The sequence below is a fragment of the Methanorbis rubei genome (assembly GCF_032714495.1).
Lineage (GTDB): Archaea > Halobacteriota > Methanomicrobia > Methanomicrobiales > Methanocorpusculaceae > Methanocorpusculum > Methanocorpusculum rubei.
The window spans coordinates 93,387-112,716 of the sequence record NZ_JAWDKB010000007.1 but is presented as its reverse complement, the minus strand read 5'-3'; the positions used below and the strand labels follow the sequence as shown (position 1 = coordinate 112,716).

Sequence of the window (19,330 nt, the reverse complement as noted above, 5' to 3'; positions counted from 1 at the left end):
AGTATTTGTATTTCTTTCAAATACGGCGAAAAAAAGTGTTTAGAAGGAATCCATTGAGATTCCGCCGAAATCCTCGGACTTGACCGGTGTCGTGATACCGAATGCGGACTGGCCTGCCCACACTTCAAGAGAGTTCGCGGATTCTGCCATATAATCCAGAATGTCGATGGAGAGTTCACGCTTTTCTTTGCTTGCACGCATCTGCTCCATCAAAAAGCGCATCTTTTCAGGGCTTTCTCCTCTGAGTTTGGCAAGCGACATGACGCACATGTAAATGCGGGTGAGATTCCTGTCGGTACCGGTAATGGTATCGAAGAATGCCCGAAGCACCTGTGCCTGATACACCTCACTGCCCATAGTTACACTACCTTTGCATCTAAAAGATAATATAAGTTACCTTATTTTGCCGTGCTGACGATCCGGATAACATCACCAGTCTTGAGTTCGGTACTGTCTTTAATCCGCATTTTGGTGCGGGCATCGACCGCATACAGGAAGCCGTTGCCGATGTCGGTGTGGACTTTGTATGCAAGGTCTTTGGGCGTGGATCCTTTCGGCATCAGGAACGCGTCGGGCAGTACGACGCCTTTTGCATTGCAGCATTTGCCGTCATCTTCCACAGGATAGACGACAATCATGCCGATCTCATCGAAGACAAGTTTGTTGAGTGTTTCCTGAACTCCGGTACTGCCGAGCTTTTTCATGTTCTCCGCAATCATGGTGAGTGCCTTCACCTGATTTGCGGAAAGTTTTGCACCTTCGATTGGGGCAAAGGTTTTGTCGCCCGGGAGATAGCGGAGAAGTTTTGCCTGCGCGGCAGACTTGAGCGCAAGCTCTCCTGCGGCAATGGTCGGAACAGCACCAAGCTCTGCCAGAGAAGCAAGGTTTGCTTCAGGTGCCTGATCTGCCTTGTTTGCGGCAAGAATCATGGGCTTAGAAACATAGAGAAGGACTTCGCACATCTTTTCAATGTCCTCAGGCGATGCCTTTGCAAGGTTGATGCCGGTTTCGTCAACCGCTTCACGGATCTGGATTGCATTGATGCGAAGACCGGCAAGTGCTCCTGCAAGAAGGTCGATTAAAACCTGGTCTTTGCCCTGTGCCTGCCGGACAAGTTTTGCGAGATGCTTGTCAACGATACCTGCCATCCACATGGCAAACTCGTACTTCAGGAACGCGACATCCTCTCGCGGGTCGCGTGTTCCGATGTCAACCGGGTTTCCTTCAGCATCAGTACTGCCTGAGGCGTCAACGACCTGAATGATGCCGTCGGCCTCACGGAGGTTGTCAAGGAACTGGTTGCCGAGACCACGGCCAAGGTGGGCATCGGGAACAAGCCCTGCAACGTCAAGGAGTTCGACCGGAATAAACCGGACACCGTCAACGCAGGAGGTGCAGTTGTCAAGACCGAGCTCTTTGCAGGGGCAGGGGGAACGCACGTAGGCAACGCCTTTGTTTGCATCAATCGTGGTGAAAGGATAGTTGGCAATCTCTACATTTGCAAGGGTGAGCGACTTGAAGAAGGTCGATTTCCCGCAGTTTGGTTTTCCGGCAAGGGCAAGAAGAAGCATTTTTTAAATTCACCTGAAGTATTTTTCGGCAGAATCCTTAGCTGGTATTTTTTCTGCCGGTATCTTTGAGATATGTGTAGGTCACGCAGGCAGATGTATCTTTTGTACTTGTAATGGTTGATGAGGCACGGAATTTTTGGTAATATCCCCTGTCATTTATCCATCAGGCGCATATGAGATGAGTATGAATGTCAAGTATCGAATGCCTTCGCTTCCGTTAGTATTTGGAGCGGTTGTTCTGTCGTTTGCGGCGGCAGTGATCGGGTCGCTCGTGACCGTTACCGGAGACGGGTCATGGTTTATGACCGAGCTGATAAAGCCCGAATGGCAGCCCCCGAACTATCTGTTCGGTCCGGTCTGGACGGTTTTGTACTTCCTGATGGGAATTGCCCTGGCATTTGTTCTTGCAGAAGGAATGAAACGGCGGGATGTGCAGATTGCGACTGTAGTGTTTCTGGTACAGCTTGTTCTGAATGTTTTGTGGTCATACCTGTTTTTTGGCTGGCATCTTCTTGGTGCAGCAGCGGCAGAGATCGTTGTCCTCTGGATACTGATTGCAGCAACGATGTGGCTCTTCTACAAAATCAGACCGTTCGCCGCATATCTACTGATCCCGTATCTGGCATGGGTGACGTTTGCCACTTATCTCACAGTAGTTATCTGGATGCTGAACTGAAAATATCAGTTCAGTTCCTGCACTTTTTTCAAAACCTCTGCTGCATGACCGCGGGCTTTGACTTTGTTCCATGCGGCAAGAATTTTTCCCGACCCGTCGATGATAAACGTGCTCCGGTCAACGCCCATGTACTCGCGGCCATAGAGTTTTTTGGAAATCCAGACGCCGAGTCCTTCGATGGCAGCATGATCAGGGTCAGAAAGGAGGGGCACGGTAAGCTCCTGCTTTTCGATGAACTTCTGATGACTTTTCACGCTGTCCTGACTGATGCCGTAAACTTTGACGCCGAGTGCGGTAAATTTCGGCAGAAGGTCTGAGAACTCTTTTGCTTCAAGAGTGCAGCCTGAGGTGTTGTCTTTGGGATAAAAATAGAGGACGGTGAGTGCAGACCCGTCAGGAAGGCAGACCTTGTTCTCTAAGGAGTCCTGAATGCAGAAGGGAGGGATCGTATCGTTTACGCCAAGTGACATGTTTCTCTGTTGGGGGAGAGAAAGGATAAACCGTTGGTTTCCGGCTGAGTCAGATGAATAAAACACTGTAAAAGAAGAGCCGTTGGAGGGACTTGAACCCTCGACCTGCTGATTACGAATCAGCCGCTATACCGCTAAGCCACAACGGCACAGAGAATGTGCTTTAACAAATTGAGTGTAAAACAATAAATAAGTTATCTGCTTCTCTTAAATGAGAGGCAGAGCGAGACCGGTCTTACGAGTATCCGCGCAGAGTAAAACCGTCTGAAGCTGGGTCCTGAGGAGTTGCGGGTGCAATTGATCCGAACTTCTCCTCATAATCATTCACACTTTTCTGAAGAGCCATCAGCAGCTTCTTTGCGTGTCCCGGACTGATGGACACAATCGCCTTTGCCTTTGCCTGATTCACCGCTGGAATCTGGTGAAGAAACATCATCGTAAACTCATCATCTTTGAACGCAATCTGAATCATATTGCTGTAAACCGGATCAAGATTCTGGGGAATCTGGACATTTATCTCATTGCCCGTCATAAAACTATAATACTATAGGAATCGATGTCATCTTATAGACTTGGGTATGACCGCACCGCAAATCACGGTAAGCGAGCTGGTCAGATGCAGTGTGTGCCCGCTTCAGCTCTACCTTGCCAGATCCGACCCCGCCGAATTCATTGAACCGCACAGCTACAGCATTGCAAAACAGATCGCAGCACACCTCGGAGGTCAGTTAATCCTCGAAGAGATCTGGGATGAACTGAAAACGGTCCGACCGGACGCAGGGGACGCTGAGTACAGTCAGCTGTTCTCAATGATTGAAGCCTGCGAAAAAACTGACTGGCAAACCGCGTTGCGGGCTGATGTTATTGTTTCCTCGAAAAAATACGGAATCACCGGCCGCGTTGACCGACTTTTTGATGACGGTTTTGCTGTCGTAAAAAGCAGTGAAGCACCAACAACCGGCATCTATGCAAACGACCGGCTGCGGGTAACCGCCTACGCACTCTGCCTTGAAGAGGAGTATGATAGACCGTTTATTGGAACGGTTGAGTACCTCGGATCAGGAACAGTCCGCCACCAGGGGCCAGCAACGCCTTCGGACCGGCGGGCATTTCTTGCCGCACTCAGAACAGCCGAAACTATTTTTCAGGGAAAAATTCCACAACCTCTACGCGGCAGGAGCTGCCTCTCCTGCCGGTATCATGAACGGTGCAAAGAAACCGAACATCCAAAATCCCTCTTCGAAAAACTCTACCACAGACGCTGAGATATCTACATAACCCGTCACAACAGACAACATAAGAGATAATTTTGCGAAGGACGCACACCATGACCTCGGTACTCTCTGAAGACATTCTTGAAGAAATACTCAATACCAACCAGAAGGAAGTGCAGCTTCAGGCACTGAAACCAGCTAATTACTCAAAAACCGAGATCGCCAAAGCCCTGCAGACCCTCCGCGACCAAAACCTCATACATCTCAACGAAACATCAGTCAGCCTCACGGAGAAAGGAGCAGAAAAAGCAGCACAGGTCGCCCGCAAACATGCGGTCCTCGAAACATTTCTGACCGATGTTCTGGGAAAACAACCGCAGGAAGCATCCCGTGAAGCCTGCATCCTTGAACACAACATCTCCTCAGAAACAATTGAGCGGCTCGACAGCTTCCTTGACCAGAGAAAACCAGAACCGGCAGCCCCGGCAAAAATCGCCGAGTACACCAACCACAACAACCTCACTCGGAAAAATCCGATTGTTCCTCTCGCAGAATGCCCGGAGGGATCTCTCCTGCACGTGGCAATGATCCGCTGTTTTGCCAAACACAGCAGGCTTGTTGATCTCGGCGTAATTCCTGGCGAGCTTATCACCCTCCGGAGAAAACTCGTCAACAACGCAGTGGTCATCACCGTCAAAGGCTGCGACATCGCACTCAGCCCCGAAGTATCCGCCAACATCATGGTAGAACGGTGCGAAAATCCATGATCCCACGCGCTGTGCTGATCGGCAACCCGAGTGTGGGAAAATCCCTCATCTTCAACCATCTCACCGGTCTCGGCGTTGAGGTCAGCAACTATCCGGGAACGACCGTCGGCGTTATGCAGGGAGTCGTCCACTACGAAGACGCCGAGTTCAACCTCGTTGATCTTCCCGGCATCTACTCACTCGCCGGCAACTCGGTCGAGGAGGAGATGGTGCGCGAGTACCTTCTCACTGAAGACATCAGTCTCTTAATTGCCGTCCTTGACGCAAAACATCTTGAGCGGAATCTCTATCTCCTGCTTCAGGTAGCAGAGATGAAAAAACCGCTGCTGGTCATCCTCAACATGATGGATGATGCTGAGGCCGCCGGTAAAATTATCGATACCGAATCTCTGGGGCAAAAACTTGGCGTGCCGGTCATCCCATCCGTCGCAACCAATGGAAAAAATCTCGACGAGATTGCAAAAGCTGTTCTGAAAGGCGAAGTCCCTGCACCGTCAGTTGCCATTCCTTATGATCATCATATCGAGGCTGCGGTTCACAGTCTGCAAAAATATTACGGGGTCAGCCAGCCTGAGGCACTGTGGGCACTGGAAAACCTCAATATCCACACGATCACGCCGGAGATTCATGAAAATGCACTCATCATTGCCGGAGAGATCGAACGCCGGCACATGATGTCGCCGGAACAGATAGTTGCGGCAAACCGTCATAATCTCGCAAAACAGATCGCAACGTCTGTTACAAAGGATGCTCCGCCGCGAAGACGCCGTGACCTCGACGAGCTGCTGACCCGCGGATTTCCGGGACTGCCGATTTTAATTATCATTATGGTCTCGATCCTGCTGATCGTCTTCACCCTCGGAGGCGTTCTGGAAGAGATCATCGTCACGCTGATGACAACCTACATCGCCGATCCATTCCATGCGCTGAATCTGGATCCGCTCGTAGACACCGTTGGCGGCGCAGTTATCCTCGCACTCATGTCAGGTCTCGGCATTGCGTTTCCCTACGTCTTTCTCTTCTATCTGTTCATTTCCGTGCTGGAGGATACCGGATACCTGACGCGTGCGGCATTTCTTGCCGACCGCTCGATGCACAAACTCGGTCTGCATGGTCAGGGCCTTATTCCGATGGTGCTCTCGTTCGGATGCAGTGTTCCAGCAATCATGAGCACACGTCTGCTACCGACAAAGCGTGAGCAGTTCATCGCGTCCGTCCTTGTGACCATGCTGCCGTGCTCAGCGCGAACCGTGGTCATCTCTGGAATTGTTGCCTCCTTCATCGGGTTTGGAGCGGCGTTTTCAATTTACGCCATTGTGTTTGTCCTGGTGTTCATCGTCGGATGCATTCTGTCCAGAATCACTCCCGGAGAGCAGTTCGGCATGATTCTGGAGATGGCACAGCTGCGAAAACCGGTCGCTTCGCACGTGCTCCGCAAATCATGGATGCGGGTCCGCGAGTTCATCTACATCGCAATGCCGCTCTTACTGGTGAGCAGTATCTTCCTCGGACTGTTTGAGTATTACGGCCTTGTGCAGATGTTTGAGCAGTTCATCAACCCCTTCTCAACCGCAGTCCTCGGACTGCCGGGATTTGCGTTCACCGCACTGATGTTTGGTATTCTCCGCAAAGAGATGGCATTTGAGACGCTGGCGGTCATGGGAGGAACAACGGATCTGGCCTCCATTCTTTCCAGCAGCCAGCTCTACATCTTTGCTCTGGTCTGCGCCCTGTTCATCCCCTGCATCTCAACGATCGCAGTCCTCATGCGGGAGATAGGCACTCGCCGTGCCCTGATGATCACGGTCTTTACGCTCTGTCTCGGACTCGGGGTCGGTGCTCTGGCGAAACTGATTCTGATTGGGTGAGAGTGGAGAGATAAAACGCGAAGAACACGAATAACGCGAATCGCAGGCCGAAGGCATGCGATTCGCGCTATTCGCGTTTCATTATGTTTCAGAATCTCACCCTGCCAAATGAAGAAAGCATCAGGAGAGGAATACCTCATAACTTCAGCAACCCAACAAATATGCAATGCTGACATTCATCGGACTCGGACTCTGCGACGAATATGACGTCTCCGTACGGGGACTGGAAGCAATCCACAGGGCTGACGCAGTATTTCTGGAAGTCTACACCTCGGTTTTAACCGGCACCACCTTTGAGCGGCTGGAAGAGTATTACGGAAAAAAGATCACGCCCCTCTACCGCGAGGATGTCGAACTTCATCCTGAACCAATTCTTGACGCAGCCGCCGCAGGCGAAGCGGTCTTTCTCACCGCAGGAGACTCCATGGTTGCAACCACTCATGCTGATATCCGCATCCGTGCTGCCGAGCGGGGAATTGCCACGCGAATCATTCACGGCGCCTCCATCACCACCGCGGTCTGCGGTCTCTCAGGCCTACAAAACTACCGATTCGGCAAATCGGTATCGGTCCCGTTCCCGCACGGTAAATGGTTTCCCATGACGCCGATTGAGGTCATCACCGAAAACCTCTCCCACAACCTTCACACCCTCGTGTTTCTGGACATTCAGAAGGATAAAGAACGGTACATGAAAATCTCCGAAGCGGTTGACCTTCTCGAAGAGCAGGCATCGCGAACCGGTGCAAAAATTCCGCTCTATGTAGGAGTTGCCAGAGCCGGATCAGAAGACCCGGCGGTTCATGCAGGAGACGCAGACGAAATGCGGAACTTTGACTTCGGCACCCCGCTGCATATCCTGATCGTCCCAGGGACCCTGCATGACATCGAACTCGAATACCTCAGGAGGTTTGCAGGCCTGTGCTGATACAGACCTATGGCGAAAAATATCAGACTGCTGCCTCAGCCGCCACCGCAACAGCTCCCGCAGACACCGCAGTCGGCTCAACCGCCGCAGAGATACTCGAAATGGTGTCCTGCTATGCATACGACGGCATGGTTTTCTACCGCAAAGGAGATCTGGTCAACGCCTCAGCCTCCTTCGCCTACGGATACGGATGGCTTGATGCCGGATGCATGCTCGGTTTTCTGAACGGAACAACATCCACAGGACCGAGTGAAATCACCGAAAAAATACCAGAAGCTCTGCATGAACATCTCGCAGAAAAAACGCGCCGCTACAAACGCATGCTCACCGAAGCCGCAGGCTGTGTAGTGATCCTCCCGGATACTGAAACCCCGATGTACCGGGCTGCGGTGAAAGTTCAGGCAATCGTAACAGCGGAATTCAACCGCGCAAACGACATTTTTTCCACCGGCGACGAAATGAATGCCCTCGCTCACTTTTCCTACGGATACGGATGGCTGGACTGCGGAGTACGTTCAGGCCTGTTTGGCATCACCGGCGACAGACACCTATTTACCATATGAGTTCATTTTTGAAAAAATATTACGTTTTTTTGAATAATTTCAAATATTTGCGAGAGATTTTTTGCTGCAATCGGCAACTATTTAACCTCTGAGCATAATGATTCAAATGTACTAAAAGAGGTGAATACCAGAATGTCTGATATCTACAAAAAAATGGTCGAAGAAGCGCTTGCTGCGCAGTATGCAGACGTCAATGTCCTCAAGCAGAAGAGAGGGACGAAGTTCTCCCTCACTGACGCAAAACCGTATGTCGATGCAGTCAGCAAGATGACCGTCGCTGACGGCCAGAGTGCGGCAGTCATCAACCTCCACAAGGCATCAGTGAAAACCCACTTCGAGGTCTTATCAAGTCTTACCGGTTATGTCAGACCAGAAGACGATCCGTTCGTCGAGCACTACCAGACGCCGGTGATTCTTGAGATTCTCTGCGATGAAGACAAAAAATTCGCAAAGAGCATGGATACCTTCGCAGAATGTATCAAGAAAAATGAAAACATCGTCGGTCGTGAGGCAGCACGCGGCTACGCAGGATTCTACGGACCCACCTGTGTCGTTGACTTTGCCTTGATGCCCGGATCCACCAGCAATGTGGTCAACCAGATCCTGCAAAAGACCGACATCCCGACTGATCACAAACAGGCAATCCTCGCCGCAAAATCCTGGGGTATGAACACCTCTTACGGTATCGGCGACCTGTTTGCAAAGCGGATCGAAGCAGGCGACACCCTTGCCGAAGCCTCGGACAAAGAGGTAAAACAGCTGCAGGCACTCTACCAGCATCCGGTCAAAGCACAGGTTGATCTGATGAACAGTTCAGGAATGACCTCCTTTGACCCAAAGAAATATATGGACAACTACCGTAAGGGAATGGAGGCCTATGTCAAGGCCGCAATCGACGACGGAGTCCATTATGGAAACATCGCCACAATCCCCGCATACTGTGTCGGCGACATTTCACACCATATCTCGCAGTCCACCTACAACATGTGTAAAGACGATGTTGTGATGGCAACAATTGAAGCGGTTACCGGTGTGATTGACAAGACCCTGCATGCGGCACTGCCCAACATTAAGAGCGGCTACCAGCTGCTTGATGTTGCGACCGGTGCATCAGCAGTAGCAGCAGAGTATCTGTTGGAGATGGACGGATTCAACGCTCCTATGATCGTTGACCTCCTGACCAAACGCTACCACAATCTGGTGATGATCCGCCCGACCAGAGGGGCAGCAGCAGAGCTGCACAACTGCGACTTCATGGACATGATCTATCGCGGATGGAAGATTCTCGACAAAGCACAGCGCGTAAAGAACGGTTCAGGAAAACCGCTTGCCGCACGTTCGGGTGGTATGCTTGTCGACCTGTCTCCGATCCATGAGAACGAGGTCCTGATGAATCCGCAGCGCTATGCATACCCTGCATGCGCCATCACGGTGCGTGCATCGGCACTGATGCGGATTGCAGACTATCCATGTCTGCTGACAAGCGAGCCGATTACGGCAACTATGATGACCAACATCATTGCCCTTGACAAAGGAACCCCGGCAGCTCCTGCACGTGCTTGTAAGAGCTGCGCAACGGCATGTCTGATCGGCTCCCGCCACCAGTACTGCCAGTATCGCGAGGCGGTATAAAAAAATGAAATGCTACGTGTGTGAACAACTGGGTGTCGATCGCGAAGCGACCGGCATCTGTATCGTATGTGGAATGGGACTCTGCACCGAGCACATGATCCGTGCCGATGTCTCTGTATGGGAGGGGGGATACCCCTTCCCGGCAAAGAAACTGAAGAAGCCGATCCCACGGATTCTCTGTCCGGAATGCCACAATGCTCTGAACGGGTGATGATGTTATGGAACTGGTAAAAAGAAGTATTGCCGAACTGGTGGGGACGATGCTCCTTGTCTTTATCGGCTGTGGTGCGGTCTCGGTCCTGCTGATGCTTGCAGCAGGAACACCGACGGCTACGCCGTTTGACATCGGTATCGGTGCGCTTGGCGGTCTTGGAGACTGGCTTGCGGTCGGTGTAGCATTTGGTATTGCGGTAGCGGTTGTTATCTACACGCTCGGCAGAGTATCTGGTGCCCACATCAACCCGGCAGTCAGTATTGCCCTCTGGTCGATCAAGAAGTTCCCGGCCAAGGACACGGTTGCCTACATCATTGCCCAGTGTATTGGTGCAGCAATCGGCTCTGCCCTGTTCCTGTTTATCGCAGGACCTGATGCTCTTGCTATCGGCGGACTTGGTGCAACCGCACCGTTCCCGGGAATCAGCATCTGGCAGGTACTGGTTGCGGAAATTATCGGAACATTTGTTCTGATGCTGACAATCATGGGCGTCGCTGTTGACCAGCGTGCGACCCCAGGATTTGCAGGACTCGTAATTGGTATGGCGGTTGCCGGTGTTATCATCGCAATCGGAAATATCTCCGGCGGCTCACTCAACCCGGCCCGTACGTTTGGCCCCGACCTTATCGCAACGATTATGGGCGGATCAACTGCACTCGTCACGACGTTCCCGATCTATGTTGTAGGTCCCATCGTCGGTGCAGTCCTTGCGGCATTCTTCTACAAGTACGTCGCAGGACTCGACAACAACTAAACTCCTTTTTTTGTCATTCCCGCAGTATTGATAACCGGTCAGGTTTCATACTACTACCAGAAAACCGGGTGGTGATAGACAATCCATGAAATGGTACTTTAAGCTGATACTCCCTGCATTATTCGTTCTGGGTTGGGAGATCGCGGCAATTCTGATAAATAATGCCTATATTTTGCCGCGAGTGGAAAACGTTCTGGCAGTTTTTGCCACACCGTTTGCTGATCTTTTCGGCTCCGGCAGTCTTGTAGATAATTCGTTGATTAGTATTTACCGGGTATCGTTAGGATTCATCATTGCATGCATTATTGCAGTTCCGTTGGGAATCCTTCTCGGACGCTATAAACTGCTGGAAGAGTTTTCTGATGGAATGATTCAAATTCTCCGGCCAATCCCGCCAATGGCATGGGTGCCGCTTTCCCTTGCATGGTTTGGCATCGGTCTTGGATCCATTGAATTTATCATCGTTATCGGATGCATATTTCCGATTCTGGTCAATACCATTGACGGCGTTAAACGCGTCAGAAAGAGCTGGGTTGAAACCGCACGTATTTACCAGGCAAGTGAAACACAGGTTTTAACCAAAGTTATCGTACCTGCAGCAGGGCCTGCCATCTGGAGCGGTCTTCGGGTTGGCTTTGGCATTGCCTGGATGAGCGTGGTTGCAGCCGAGATGCTGCCCGGAACGGTATCTGGTCTTGGTTATATGATCATGTACACCTACAACTGGGGTCAGGTTCAGATCGTGATTGCCGGTATGATTGCGATTGGTATCATCGGTATTGTGATGGACCAGTTTTTCCAGTATGTGCAGAAGAAAAAGTTCGGCTGGGAGGCGCTTGACAAATGAGCGACTATGACAAAGTCTGGGTGCGGGTCAACCACGCAACAAAAAAGTTTGAGACACGGAAAGGAACGGTTACTGCTCTTGAAGATGTGAATCTTGAGATTCATGACGGAGAGTTCGTCTGCCTCTTAGGCCCGTCCGGTTGCGGCAAGACAACGCTGCTTCGCATGATCAGCGGTCTTGACATCCCGACGTCAGGCGAGATCACAATCGACGGAAAAGTCGTGAACGGTCCTTCGCCGAAGATGACGATGGTGTTTCAGGAGTATTCACTCTACCCTTGGAGAACTGTTGCCGAGAACGTCGGGTTCGGTCTTGAGATGACCGGCGTTCCTGCTGAGCAGCGAAAGATCGAGGTGGAGAAGCAGCTGAAGCTGGTGGGGCTTGAGGCGTTTGCCGACAGTTATCCATATGAGCTGTCGGGCGGAATGCGCCAGCGTGCAGCGGTTGCGCGCGCTCTTGCAACCGATCCTGCGGTTATGCTGATGGACGAGCCGTTTGGCGCTCTTGATGCCCAGACAAGAAACAAGATGCAGCGTGAGCTTCTGAACATCTGGCAGAAGACCAAAAAGACGATCCTCTTTGTGACGCACAGCGTTGATGAGGCGGTCTATCTCGCGGACAGGATTGTGATTCTTACACCGCGACCGGGCCGCGTACATGAAATTGATACGATTTCCCTCCAGCGTCCAAGAGAAAGAACGAGCGTTGAGTTTGCCCAGTACCGTAAAAAAGTCCTGCATATGATTGAGGAACTGGAAACCGGCAATCAGAACATTTAATAGGATTTCAACCAAACATGATTAGCACATTTAGAGAGCGAGGAGTTATTTGACATGGTAAGAAAACCAGCAAGAATGTACCGCAACCTTGCCAAGAAGGCATACTGCCGCCGTGAATACATGGGTGGTGTGCCAGGCGTAAAGGTTGTACAGTTTGATATGGGTAACCTTTCAGCCGAATTCCCGGTTGCAATTCACCTTGAAGCACTTGAGGCATGCCAGATCCGCCACACAGCAATGGAAGCGGCACGTATCAACATGAACAGACGCCTGATGAAGGATGTCGGAAGAAGCAACTTCCACCTCAAGATCCGCCCCTACCCGCACCACGTTCTCCGCGAACACAAGCAGGCAACCGGCGCAGGTGCAGACCGTGTGTCTGAGGGTATGCGTCTTGCATTCGGCAAGGCAGTCGGAACTGCAGCACGTGTGGCACCAAGACAGCGTATCTTTACCGTCTGGACCAGCCCGCAGTACATTGACCAGGCAAAGGACGCACTTCTGCACAGCGGATACAAGCTGCCCACGCCAACACGTATTATTGTTGAGAATTAAGCCAATCCTGGCTCTCAATCAATACCATATTTTCAATTTTCTCTGAGTTTTTTTGTTGTTTTTTATTGTGGATGCGAAGCTATCCCAAGCGACAGTCTTAATCTGTTTCTTTTGCAATATACTCATCACATGAGTTCTCTGTTGTTTGAACGCCTTGCCTCAGCAGTTGCGGAGGCTACACGCGATGCGGAGATTTTTCTTCCCCCTGACGTCGAGGCTGCCCTGATGCATGCAGCAGCTGCGGAAACGAATCCGGTTGCACGCGGCGAGCTTGCGAACATTCTGGAGAATCTCGATAAGGCAAAGAGTCTCTCGGTCCCGATCTGTCAGGACACGGGAATTCCTGTGGTATATCTGACGGTGCCGCCAACGGTTCCCGTAACAAAGGAGCTGTATGATGCAATTAGCGAAGGGATCCGAAGAGCAACGGCATCGGTGCCGCTCCGGCCAAATGCGGTGGACCCGATCTCGCGGCACAACAGCGGGGACAATACAGGCCAAGGACTGCAGCCGGTGCATATACTTCCCGGGGACACACTGCGAGTGACGGTGCTGCCGAAAGGGGCAGGCTCAGAAAATATGTCGCAGATTAAAATGATGCTGCCGTCGCAGACCGCGGATATTCCCAAGTTCGTGGTGGATGTGGTAATGGCGGCAGGTGCCAGACCCTGTCCGCCGATTGTGGTAGGCGTTGGTATCGGCGGAACATTCGACGGTGCGGCAGCGCTTGCCAAAGAGGCACTGCTCGAACGAATCGATGTGATGGATGCGTATGAGCAGGAGCTCTGCGATGCGATCAATACGCTCGGTATCGGGCCGATGGGGCTTGGCGGAGATACGACTGCGCTTGCGGTGAAGGTAAAGCGCGGATTCTGCCACACGGCATCGCTGCCGGTCGCGGTGAACATCCAGTGCTGGTGCTGCCGGCGCGGTATCCGGGAGGTGGAATTGTGATCCGCCTGACGACGCCGCTGGGCGCTGAGGTGCTGGATCTGAAGGCAGGAGACCGCGTACTGCTGTCGGGCACCATCTATACAGCACGCGATGAGGCGCATCTGAAGATCCGCGAAGAGGGTTTTCCGTTCGATCCGAAGGGAGCGGTTATTTACCACTGCGGTCCGGTGGTGGACACGGAGAAGGGCGTGATTGTTGCGGCAGGCCCGACAACGTCTGCCCGGATGAACTCGCTCACAAAACCGATGATCGATGCAGGGGTGCGGGCACTGATCGGAAAGGGCGGGATGTCAGCAGAAGCCCGCGAGGCTCTGTCCGGCAGAGCGGTCTACTTCGCGTTCACGGGAGGCTGCGCCGCACTTGCAGCATCCTGTATGGAGCTTGCTGCCTGCCACTATCCAGAGCTTGGTATGGCAGAGGCGGTCTGGGAGATTCGGATAAAGGATATGCCGCTTGTAGTGGGCATCGATGCGCACGGCGGCGATCTGTTTGCCGATGTGGCAAAGGGTGTCGCTGAGCGATACCAGCAGCTGCACTGGGAAAAATAAAGGTCTGGTTTTTATACTGCGGCAGGCGTTTGATGAGCCGTCTGCCGCATTTGTTTTCGCTCAATTCAATTTTTTGTATGGATACTTTTTCGTTTTTGGGATTTTTATCCTTGATTTTATTTGGAGTAAACATGAATCGCATGCTTTTGGTCTGCTCTCTGCTCCACGGAAAATCCTAAGGAGGCGGCATCCCAACTTCACAGATCCGCGAACCGTATCCGCAGGTCTGCAAGATTTTTCCAGTACTCGTTCTGACCGTCCTCAGGCGCGGTTCCGGCGATAGAGACATCCTCAGGATCAAACAACCGGCAGACCGCAGTAAGGGCCTCGGCATCAGGGTCGGTCACACAGACCTGCCGGATGGTGTAGCAGTCGGCAAGGCCTGCAAGTTTGGGCACGGCATCCTTGGAAAGAATAAGGTCCCGCTGCACCTCAAGGACATCAGCAAGGTAGGCGTCGGGCACATACCGGAGATAGCGTCTGCCTGAGAAATGCTCCAGATCAACCGCGTCCGGCGCATCATCATAGATGAGCACATGGCCTGCGGTGCCGGCATCCCGCATCAGACGGCAGAGATCAGTCACAGCGTCTGCGAGCTCGGCTGACGCATCATCGGCATCGCCGAAGTAGGCATCTGTATAATGCAGTGCCTGAGGAGAAGGAACCGCCCACCAGCATCTGCGGGAGATCTTTTCTGCCGCAGAACAGTCGGCAAGGATATCGTCAGGAATCAGATCAAACTCTGCCGTAATGGTATGATCGGAAATATTGGAAAATGCCGCTGCAACTCTCGTCTGATAGAACATTCCGCCGCAGGCAGGATGGGTGACCGCCGGCAGCTGGGCGTGAAGAGAGGTTTCTATCTCCCAAGTGGTCAGATCAACGGTCTTGCCCGCATGATCCAGAATCCATTTCCCCAGCTCTTCAGCCGCGGGAGGGGAAGGCTTTGCAGACCCGAGACTTCGTACCGGAAACGAGCGTTCACGCAATTCTATTCACTTATGAGCAGATAAGTCACTGAAGTATTTAATCATGCTCCAAATGCCGATACAGTGGTATTTTTGAATCGGCAACGGAAAGGTAACAACCCTAATACCATCTCCGCGCCAAATTAGTAACCACTATGACCAATAAGCCGACAGTCGTCACCTGTGGTCTTCCCTATACCAACGGTCTCTGCCACCTTGGCCACCTGAGGACCTACATACCCGGCGACTTTTACGTCCGTTACCTTCGGCGGCTTGGCGACGACATCGTCTTCATCTGTGGTTCCGACAACCACGGAACCCCGATCGTCGTCACCGCGGAAACGGAACACACCACTCCCAGAGCCGTCTCCGAACACTACCATGCACACTTCGACGAAGTATTCAAATCCATGGGAATCCGGTTCGACCGGTTCGGCATGACCGATGATTCGACCAACCACAACCGAACCACCTCAATTCTCAAAACCCTGATTGAGAAAGGATACGTCTATGAAAAGACCATTCAGCAGAGCTACTGCCCAAACTGCAAGCGGTTCCTGCCTGACCGGTATGTGGAAGGCACCTGCCCCTACTGCGGCAAACATGCCCGCGGCGACGAGTGCGACCAGGGCTGCGGCAGACACCTTGAACCGGGAGAGATCCTTGATCCCGTCTGCGCCACCTGCGGAACAAAAGCAGAACTTCGCGAACAGAAGCACTTTTACTTCAAACTCAGCGAGTTCAGAGACTATCTGCTGGAGTATCTTCCAACCCTTAAAGGAACCATCAATGCCCGCAACTATGCGATCGGCTGGGTTGAAAACGAGCTGACTGACTGGTGCATCACCCGGATGATGGACTGGGGCGTAAAGTTCCCGTCACCGGACGCCGAGGGCCTCGTCTGTTATGTGTGGGTGGACGCTCCGATCGGCTACATCTCCTTTACCGAGGAGTGGGCAGCTGCCACCGGCGGCAGCTGGCAGAAGTACTGGTGCGAGGGCGACCGCGTGCACTTCATCGGCTCAGATATCATCTACCACCACTGCGTGTTCTGGCCTGCAATGCTGCACGGCGCAGGATATCAGCCGCCGTCTGCGGTTGTTGCGAGCGGCATGGTGACGATTGACGGCCAGAAGTTCTCCAAGTCACGCGGATATGTGGTCTGGACGAAGGAGGATTATCTGGAGAAGGGTCTTCCGGCAGATTATCTCAGATATTATCTGCTTGCCTATACGAGCCACACCCGCGAGCTGGACTTCTCCTGGAAGGAGTTTCAGGCACGGATCAATAATGAGCTGGTCAATACCTTCGGTAACTTTGCAAACCGCAGTATGACGCTTGTTAAAACGAAGTTCGGCGATGTGCCGGATGTTCCTGTTGCGCAGGAGATCTTTGATGAGATTGCAAAGACGCTTGCGTCTGTTGAAGAGGCAGTGCGGGCATATGAGTTTAAGGCTGCGGTTGACGGTATCCTTCTGCTTGCAGGTTACGGCAACAGTTACATCTCGAACGCTGCTCCGTGGAAACTGATTAAGGAGGATCCGGCGGCGGCAGCGGCAGTGCTGAAGAACTGTTTACAGATTGTGAAGGCATGTGCGCTGCTGATTCAGCCGGTGATGCCGGATTCGGCACAGAGACTGTGGGCAATGCTCGGTTATGCGGATGATATCGAGAGCCATCCAATTGCGGATGCTCTGGTGCCGTTTGAGAACAGAACACTGGGGGAGATTTACCCGTTGTTTGCGAGAATTGAGGACAAGCAGCGTGAGGACCTTGAGGCTACGCTTGCAAAGCGTGCGATTGAGGCACAGAATAAGGCAGCAGGTAAGAATACTATGAGTGAAGAAGTGAAAGTTGAGATTGAGCCGTTTTCAGAGGAAATTATCAGTATCGATGATGTGGCAAAGCTGGACCTCCGTGTGGGTCTGGTGGTGAAGGCTGAGAAGGTGCCAAAGACGGAGAAGCTGCTGAGGTTGCAGGTGGATGTGGGAACCGAGGTCCGCCAGATTGTTTCTGGCATTGCTCTGAGTTATACGCCTGAGGAGATGGTTGGTAAGAAGATCATCGTGGTGGTGAACCTGAAACCGGCGAAGTTCCGGGGAGAGGAGAGCAATGGTATGCTGTTCGCCGCGGGTGAATCGGCATCTCTGCTTGTTCCGCTTCTCGATGTGGCTCCGGGGACGAAGGTCCATTAACCGCCCCGACACATTCGTAATGTGGGGTTGGACCCGCCCGTCGGGCGGGGCACCCCCACACAAATATATCGGCTCGGCATCTCTCGTCCCTTTGGGACTCGGTCTCACGGTTGAATGGGAAAAATGAGTTTTGCGAAAAAATAGTTCGGGAGTTTTCTTACTCCCGGTCTTCATCGGCAGTTGTTCGATGAGTACGATCAAGCCATCTGTCGTTCCACGCATAGATGGGGCCAGCGAGGATGAGGACGGCGCCGGTAATGCCCTGTGCTGCAATACCGATAATGAGGATGGTGGTGATTGTGTCCATGATGTTTCTCCTTTTTTCTTGTTTATTGTTCAAATAATCTCAATCAACCGTGAGACCGAGTCCCGATGGGGCGACTCCTGAAAGGAGTTGTAAAGCAGGCCGCAGAGCGGCATGCGATTACGAGAGCGATCCTGCTTGCAGGGGAGAGAAGCAAACCGTAGGTTTGCGACTGATTCCGGGCCGTTTCAATTCAGGGAGTTAACCCCGTCTGCCCACGCATCGACCTTGGCAAGAATCGCATCATTCTCATAAGAGCTGATCCGAAGATCCTTTCTGGTGAAGTTGAGGAAGTAGATCTCGCCGGTCGGGTCGTGAATCTTGAGCCGGACGTTCCAGGAATCTTTGGTGTTGTCGCGGTCGGCGACTGCGTCTGCGGCAAACTTCGCGGTGAGAGCAGTGTCTGCAAGGATGTGGGCAACGATCACATCGTAGCTGCTGCGGGTGGGTGCGTCGATGACGACGCTGCCGATCACCTCGCCAAGCGGACTGAGGTAGGCGATGGTCGCCTTGTAGTACTCGTTTGCGATGGTGACGCCGTCAACGGACGCGCCCGCAGTCTGATACGCGGTTGCACCAAGAGGGTTGTCGGCTGCTTTGAGTGCGGCGATGTTTGCGTCAAACGCGGTCGCGGTTGTGATCGGTACGGTGAAGCTGCGTTTTGCTGCTTTCACAATAGAGGTGGGGGTGAAATCGAGGGGCATTTCTTCTGTTCCCGAGGCAGGGTGCGGGTGTTTTTCGTTGGGTGGTGATGCCCTGCCTCTGTATATTATATTGAACTTATTGATGCATTAATGTGTGTTTTTGGTTGTTCTTGATGTAAAAGAACGGAGTGATTTGGTGAGAATTTGGTGTGGCGAAGAGGGAGAGCGCATAAAATTTCTGGAAAAATAGGATGTGTTTTTGTTCACGGATTTATTTCATCATCAGATAGATGATTATCATGAAGCCGGTACACATGCCAAAGAGAACTATTATAGCGAAGAAAGCTCTGGTAATGTTCATGGATTATCACTTGTCTATTGCGGGATATGGGTGTGGGGACTTGCATGGAGCCTGTAGCAAACTCTTGTGACAAGTCAGGTATCCCGACCGGTGTTTCACCGGTAACGGCCGACATCATCCGATATGTGTGCTGTTTGTGATGAACAAAATGTTTCCGCGTCTCTATCGCGGGAACATTTTAGGTGATGTGTTGCAGTACAAAAACTGCAACATTGGCTTTTACGATTTTTTTTACGGGCCCGGAATTATGGCCCGGTTCATCATGGTTGGGTTATCGGATGATGCCATGTGCCGCCGGTGCAGCAGTGGCTGATTTCTGGAAAGATTGGGAGATCGGAAGGAATGGACGGGATTTGGGTGTGGAGACTTGTATGAAATCTGCAGCTAAAATTTTCCGACAAGTCGATCCCGACCGGTGGATTCACCGGTTACGGCCGGCATCATCCGACGTGTGTGCTGTTTGTGATGAACAATATTGATCTTTAGTGAAGCATGGTGCAAAACACCAACCACATCTGCTT

At 52.1% G+C, this 19,330-nt stretch carries 22 protein-coding genes and 1 tRNA gene; 15 read left to right on the top strand and 8 right to left on the bottom strand.

Going from position 1 to position 19,330, the window contains the following annotated elements; translation table 11 throughout:
• Positions 1 to 39: 39 nt before the first annotated feature.
• Both McpCs1_RS08550 and McpCs1_RS08545 read right to left on the bottom strand, forming a co-directional pair.
• Positions 40 to 357: a hypothetical protein gene (locus McpCs1_RS08550; RefSeq protein WP_338096834.1), complete on the bottom strand. Its 318-nt coding sequence runs from the start codon at positions 355 to 357 to the stop codon at positions 40 to 42.
• Between the two features lie 41 nt (positions 358 to 398).
• Complete coding sequence (locus tag McpCs1_RS08545) at positions 399 to 1,571, bottom strand: redox-regulated ATPase YchF (RefSeq protein ID WP_338096833.1); 1,173 nt, start codon at positions 1,569 to 1,571, stop codon at positions 399 to 401.
• Between the two features lie 184 nt (positions 1,572 to 1,755).
• Between McpCs1_RS08545 and McpCs1_RS08540 the strand changes: the two genes are divergently transcribed.
• Complete coding sequence (locus tag McpCs1_RS08540) at positions 1,756 to 2,247, top strand: TspO/MBR family protein (protein ID WP_338096832.1); 492 nt, start codon at positions 1,756 to 1,758, stop codon at positions 2,245 to 2,247.
• Positions 2,248 to 2,252: 5 nt separating this feature from the next.
• Here McpCs1_RS08540 and McpCs1_RS08535 read toward each other — a convergent pair whose 3' ends face one another.
• The 3 genes from McpCs1_RS08535 to McpCs1_RS08525 form a co-directional block, all read right to left on the bottom strand.
• Entirely contained in the window at positions 2,253 to 2,717 is a 465-nt protein-coding gene (locus McpCs1_RS08535; RefSeq protein ID WP_338096831.1) for a peroxiredoxin, read from the bottom strand.
• A 77-nt stretch (positions 2,718 to 2,794) separates the two neighbouring features.
• Positions 2,795 to 2,866, bottom strand: a tRNA-Thr gene (locus McpCs1_RS08530).
• Positions 2,867 to 2,952: 86 nt separating this feature from the next.
• Positions 2,953 to 3,249 carry a DUF3467 domain-containing protein gene (locus McpCs1_RS08525; protein WP_338096830.1) on the bottom strand — a complete coding sequence of 99 codons (297 nt, stop codon included), beginning with the start codon at positions 3,247 to 3,249 and terminating at the stop codon, positions 2,953 to 2,955.
• A 46-nt stretch (positions 3,250 to 3,295) separates the two neighbouring features.
• Here McpCs1_RS08525 and McpCs1_RS08520 point away from each other — a divergent pair, with 46 nt between their 5' ends.
• From McpCs1_RS08520 to McpCs1_RS08460, 13 genes are all read left to right on the top strand, one after another.
• Positions 3,296 to 3,982 (top strand): CRISPR-associated protein Cas4, encoded by a 687-nt coding sequence (locus tag McpCs1_RS08520; protein ID WP_338096829.1) that lies wholly within the window; start codon positions 3,296 to 3,298, stop codon positions 3,980 to 3,982.
• Between the two features lie 62 nt (positions 3,983 to 4,044).
• Positions 4,045 to 4,698 carry a metal-dependent transcriptional regulator gene (locus tag McpCs1_RS08515; RefSeq protein ID WP_338096828.1) on the top strand — a complete coding sequence of 218 codons (654 nt, stop codon included), beginning with the start codon at positions 4,045 to 4,047 and terminating at the stop codon, positions 4,696 to 4,698.
• A complete protein-coding gene (feoB, locus tag McpCs1_RS08510) occupies positions 4,695 to 6,566 on the top strand; it encodes a ferrous iron transport protein B (protein ID WP_338096827.1) in 1,872 nt (623 codons plus the stop codon). The genes McpCs1_RS08515 and feoB overlap by 4 nt, the downstream gene beginning before the upstream one ends.
• Before the next feature lie 166 nt (positions 6,567 to 6,732).
• Positions 6,733 to 7,491, top strand: a complete 759-nt coding sequence (dph5, locus tag McpCs1_RS08505; RefSeq protein WP_338096826.1) for a diphthine synthase — start codon at positions 6,733 to 6,735, stop codon at positions 7,489 to 7,491.
• Positions 7,485 to 8,054 carry a DUF357 domain-containing protein gene (locus tag McpCs1_RS08500; protein WP_338096825.1) on the top strand — a complete coding sequence of 190 codons (570 nt, stop codon included), beginning with the start codon at positions 7,485 to 7,487 and terminating at the stop codon, positions 8,052 to 8,054. The genes dph5 and McpCs1_RS08500 overlap by 7 nt, the downstream gene beginning before the upstream one ends.
• A gap of 132 nt (positions 8,055 to 8,186) precedes the next feature.
• Positions 8,187 to 9,686 carry a DUF2193 domain-containing protein gene (locus McpCs1_RS08495; RefSeq protein ID WP_338096824.1) on the top strand — a complete coding sequence of 500 codons (1,500 nt, stop codon included), beginning with the start codon at positions 8,187 to 8,189 and terminating at the stop codon, positions 9,684 to 9,686.
• Positions 9,687 to 9,690: 4 nt separating this feature from the next.
• A complete protein-coding gene (locus McpCs1_RS08490) occupies positions 9,691 to 9,897 on the top strand; it encodes a DUF2180 family protein (protein ID WP_338094690.1) in 207 nt (68 codons plus the stop codon).
• Positions 9,898 to 9,904: 7 nt separating this feature from the next.
• Complete coding sequence (locus McpCs1_RS08485) at positions 9,905 to 10,654, top strand: MIP/aquaporin family protein (protein ID WP_338096823.1); 750 nt, start codon at positions 9,905 to 9,907, stop codon at positions 10,652 to 10,654.
• Between the two features lie 85 nt (positions 10,655 to 10,739).
• Positions 10,740 to 11,501, top strand: coding sequence for an ABC transporter permease (locus McpCs1_RS08480; RefSeq protein ID WP_338096822.1), 762 nt, complete (start codon positions 10,740 to 10,742; stop codon positions 11,499 to 11,501).
• Positions 11,498 to 12,280, top strand: a complete 783-nt coding sequence (locus McpCs1_RS08475) for an ABC transporter ATP-binding protein (RefSeq protein WP_338096821.1) — start codon at positions 11,498 to 11,500, stop codon at positions 12,278 to 12,280. Before McpCs1_RS08480 ends, McpCs1_RS08475 begins: the two co-directional genes overlap by 4 nt.
• A 54-nt stretch (positions 12,281 to 12,334) precedes the next feature.
• Entirely contained in the window at positions 12,335 to 12,835 is a 501-nt protein-coding gene (locus McpCs1_RS08470; protein WP_338096820.1) for a 50S ribosomal protein L16, read from the top strand.
• Between the two features lie 129 nt (positions 12,836 to 12,964).
• Positions 12,965 to 13,789 carry a fumarate hydratase gene (locus McpCs1_RS08465; protein WP_338096819.1) on the top strand — a complete coding sequence of 275 codons (825 nt, stop codon included), beginning with the start codon at positions 12,965 to 12,967 and terminating at the stop codon, positions 13,787 to 13,789.
• On the top strand, positions 13,786 to 14,337 hold the full coding sequence (locus McpCs1_RS08460; RefSeq protein WP_338096866.1) for a FumA C-terminus/TtdB family hydratase beta subunit: 552 nt from the start codon (positions 13,786 to 13,788) through the stop codon (positions 14,335 to 14,337). Before McpCs1_RS08465 ends, McpCs1_RS08460 begins: the two co-directional genes overlap by 4 nt.
• A gap of 197 nt (positions 14,338 to 14,534) precedes the next feature.
• Here McpCs1_RS08460 and McpCs1_RS08455 read toward each other — a convergent pair whose 3' ends face one another.
• On the bottom strand, positions 14,535 to 15,326 hold the full coding sequence (locus McpCs1_RS08455) for a hypothetical protein (protein WP_338096818.1): 792 nt from the start codon (positions 15,324 to 15,326) through the stop codon (positions 14,535 to 14,537).
• A 134-nt stretch (positions 15,327 to 15,460) separates the two neighbouring features.
• Between McpCs1_RS08455 and metG the strand changes: the two genes are divergently transcribed.
• Positions 15,461 to 17,500, top strand: coding sequence for a methionine--tRNA ligase (gene metG / locus McpCs1_RS08450; protein WP_338096817.1), 2,040 nt, complete (start codon positions 15,461 to 15,463; stop codon positions 17,498 to 17,500).
• Positions 17,501 to 17,657: 157 nt separating this feature from the next.
• On the opposite strand, the gene McpCs1_RS08445 is transcribed toward metG, so the two are convergent.
• Together McpCs1_RS08445 and McpCs1_RS08440 are read right to left on the bottom strand one after the other, a co-directional pair.
• Positions 17,658 to 17,807 carry a hypothetical protein gene (locus McpCs1_RS08445; RefSeq protein WP_338096816.1) on the bottom strand — a complete coding sequence of 50 codons (150 nt, stop codon included), beginning with the start codon at positions 17,805 to 17,807 and terminating at the stop codon, positions 17,658 to 17,660.
• Between the two features lie 185 nt (positions 17,808 to 17,992).
• On the bottom strand, positions 17,993 to 18,508 hold the full coding sequence (locus tag McpCs1_RS08440) for a hypothetical protein (RefSeq protein WP_338096815.1): 516 nt from the start codon (positions 18,506 to 18,508) through the stop codon (positions 17,993 to 17,995).
• Positions 18,509 to 19,330: the final 822 nt, after the last annotated feature.

Excerpts from the sequence above, each read along its gene's own strand:
- McpCs1_RS08535 (WP_338096831.1), bottom strand. The coding sequence starts at position 2,717 with ATGTCACTTGGCGTAAACGATACGATCCCTCCCTTCTGCATTCAGGAC.
- McpCs1_RS08440 (WP_338096815.1), bottom strand. The coding sequence starts at position 18,508 with ATGCCCCTCGATTTCACCCCCACCTCTATTGTGAAAGCAGCAAAACGC.
- McpCs1_RS08520 (WP_338096829.1), top strand. The coding sequence starts at position 3,296 with ATGACCGCACCGCAAATCACGGTAAGCGAGCTGGTCAGATGCAGTGTG.
- dph5 (WP_338096826.1), top strand. The coding sequence starts at position 6,733 with ATGCTGACATTCATCGGACTCGGACTCTGCGACGAATATGACGTCTCC.
- McpCs1_RS08465 (WP_338096819.1), top strand. The coding sequence starts at position 12,965 with ATGAGTTCTCTGTTGTTTGAACGCCTTGCCTCAGCAGTTGCGGAGGCT.
- McpCs1_RS08445 (WP_338096816.1), bottom strand. The coding sequence starts at position 17,807 with ATGGACACAATCACCACCATCCTCATTATCGGTATTGCAGCACAGGGC.
- McpCs1_RS08485 (WP_338096823.1), top strand. The coding sequence starts at position 9,905 with ATGGAACTGGTAAAAAGAAGTATTGCCGAACTGGTGGGGACGATGCTC.
- McpCs1_RS08495 (WP_338096824.1), top strand. The coding sequence starts at position 8,187 with ATGTCTGATATCTACAAAAAAATGGTCGAAGAAGCGCTTGCTGCGCAG.
- McpCs1_RS08545 (WP_338096833.1), bottom strand. The coding sequence starts at position 1,571 with ATGCTTCTTCTTGCCCTTGCCGGAAAACCAAACTGCGGGAAATCGACC.
- McpCs1_RS08470 (WP_338096820.1), top strand. The coding sequence starts at position 12,335 with ATGGTAAGAAAACCAGCAAGAATGTACCGCAACCTTGCCAAGAAGGCA.
- McpCs1_RS08515 (WP_338096828.1), top strand. The coding sequence starts at position 4,045 with ATGACCTCGGTACTCTCTGAAGACATTCTTGAAGAAATACTCAATACC.
- McpCs1_RS08540 (WP_338096832.1), top strand. The coding sequence starts at position 1,756 with ATGAATGTCAAGTATCGAATGCCTTCGCTTCCGTTAGTATTTGGAGCG.
- McpCs1_RS08490 (WP_338094690.1), top strand. The coding sequence starts at position 9,691 with ATGAAATGCTACGTGTGTGAACAACTGGGTGTCGATCGCGAAGCGACC.
- feoB (WP_338096827.1), top strand. The coding sequence starts at position 4,695 with ATGATCCCACGCGCTGTGCTGATCGGCAACCCGAGTGTGGGAAAATCC.
- metG (WP_338096817.1), top strand. The coding sequence starts at position 15,461 with ATGACCAATAAGCCGACAGTCGTCACCTGTGGTCTTCCCTATACCAAC.
- McpCs1_RS08480 (WP_338096822.1), top strand. The coding sequence starts at position 10,740 with ATGAAATGGTACTTTAAGCTGATACTCCCTGCATTATTCGTTCTGGGT.
- McpCs1_RS08550 (WP_338096834.1), bottom strand. The coding sequence starts at position 357 with ATGGGCAGTGAGGTGTATCAGGCACAGGTGCTTCGGGCATTCTTCGAT.
- McpCs1_RS08525 (WP_338096830.1), bottom strand. The coding sequence starts at position 3,249 with ATGACGGGCAATGAGATAAATGTCCAGATTCCCCAGAATCTTGATCCG.
- McpCs1_RS08475 (WP_338096821.1), top strand. The coding sequence starts at position 11,498 with ATGAGCGACTATGACAAAGTCTGGGTGCGGGTCAACCACGCAACAAAA.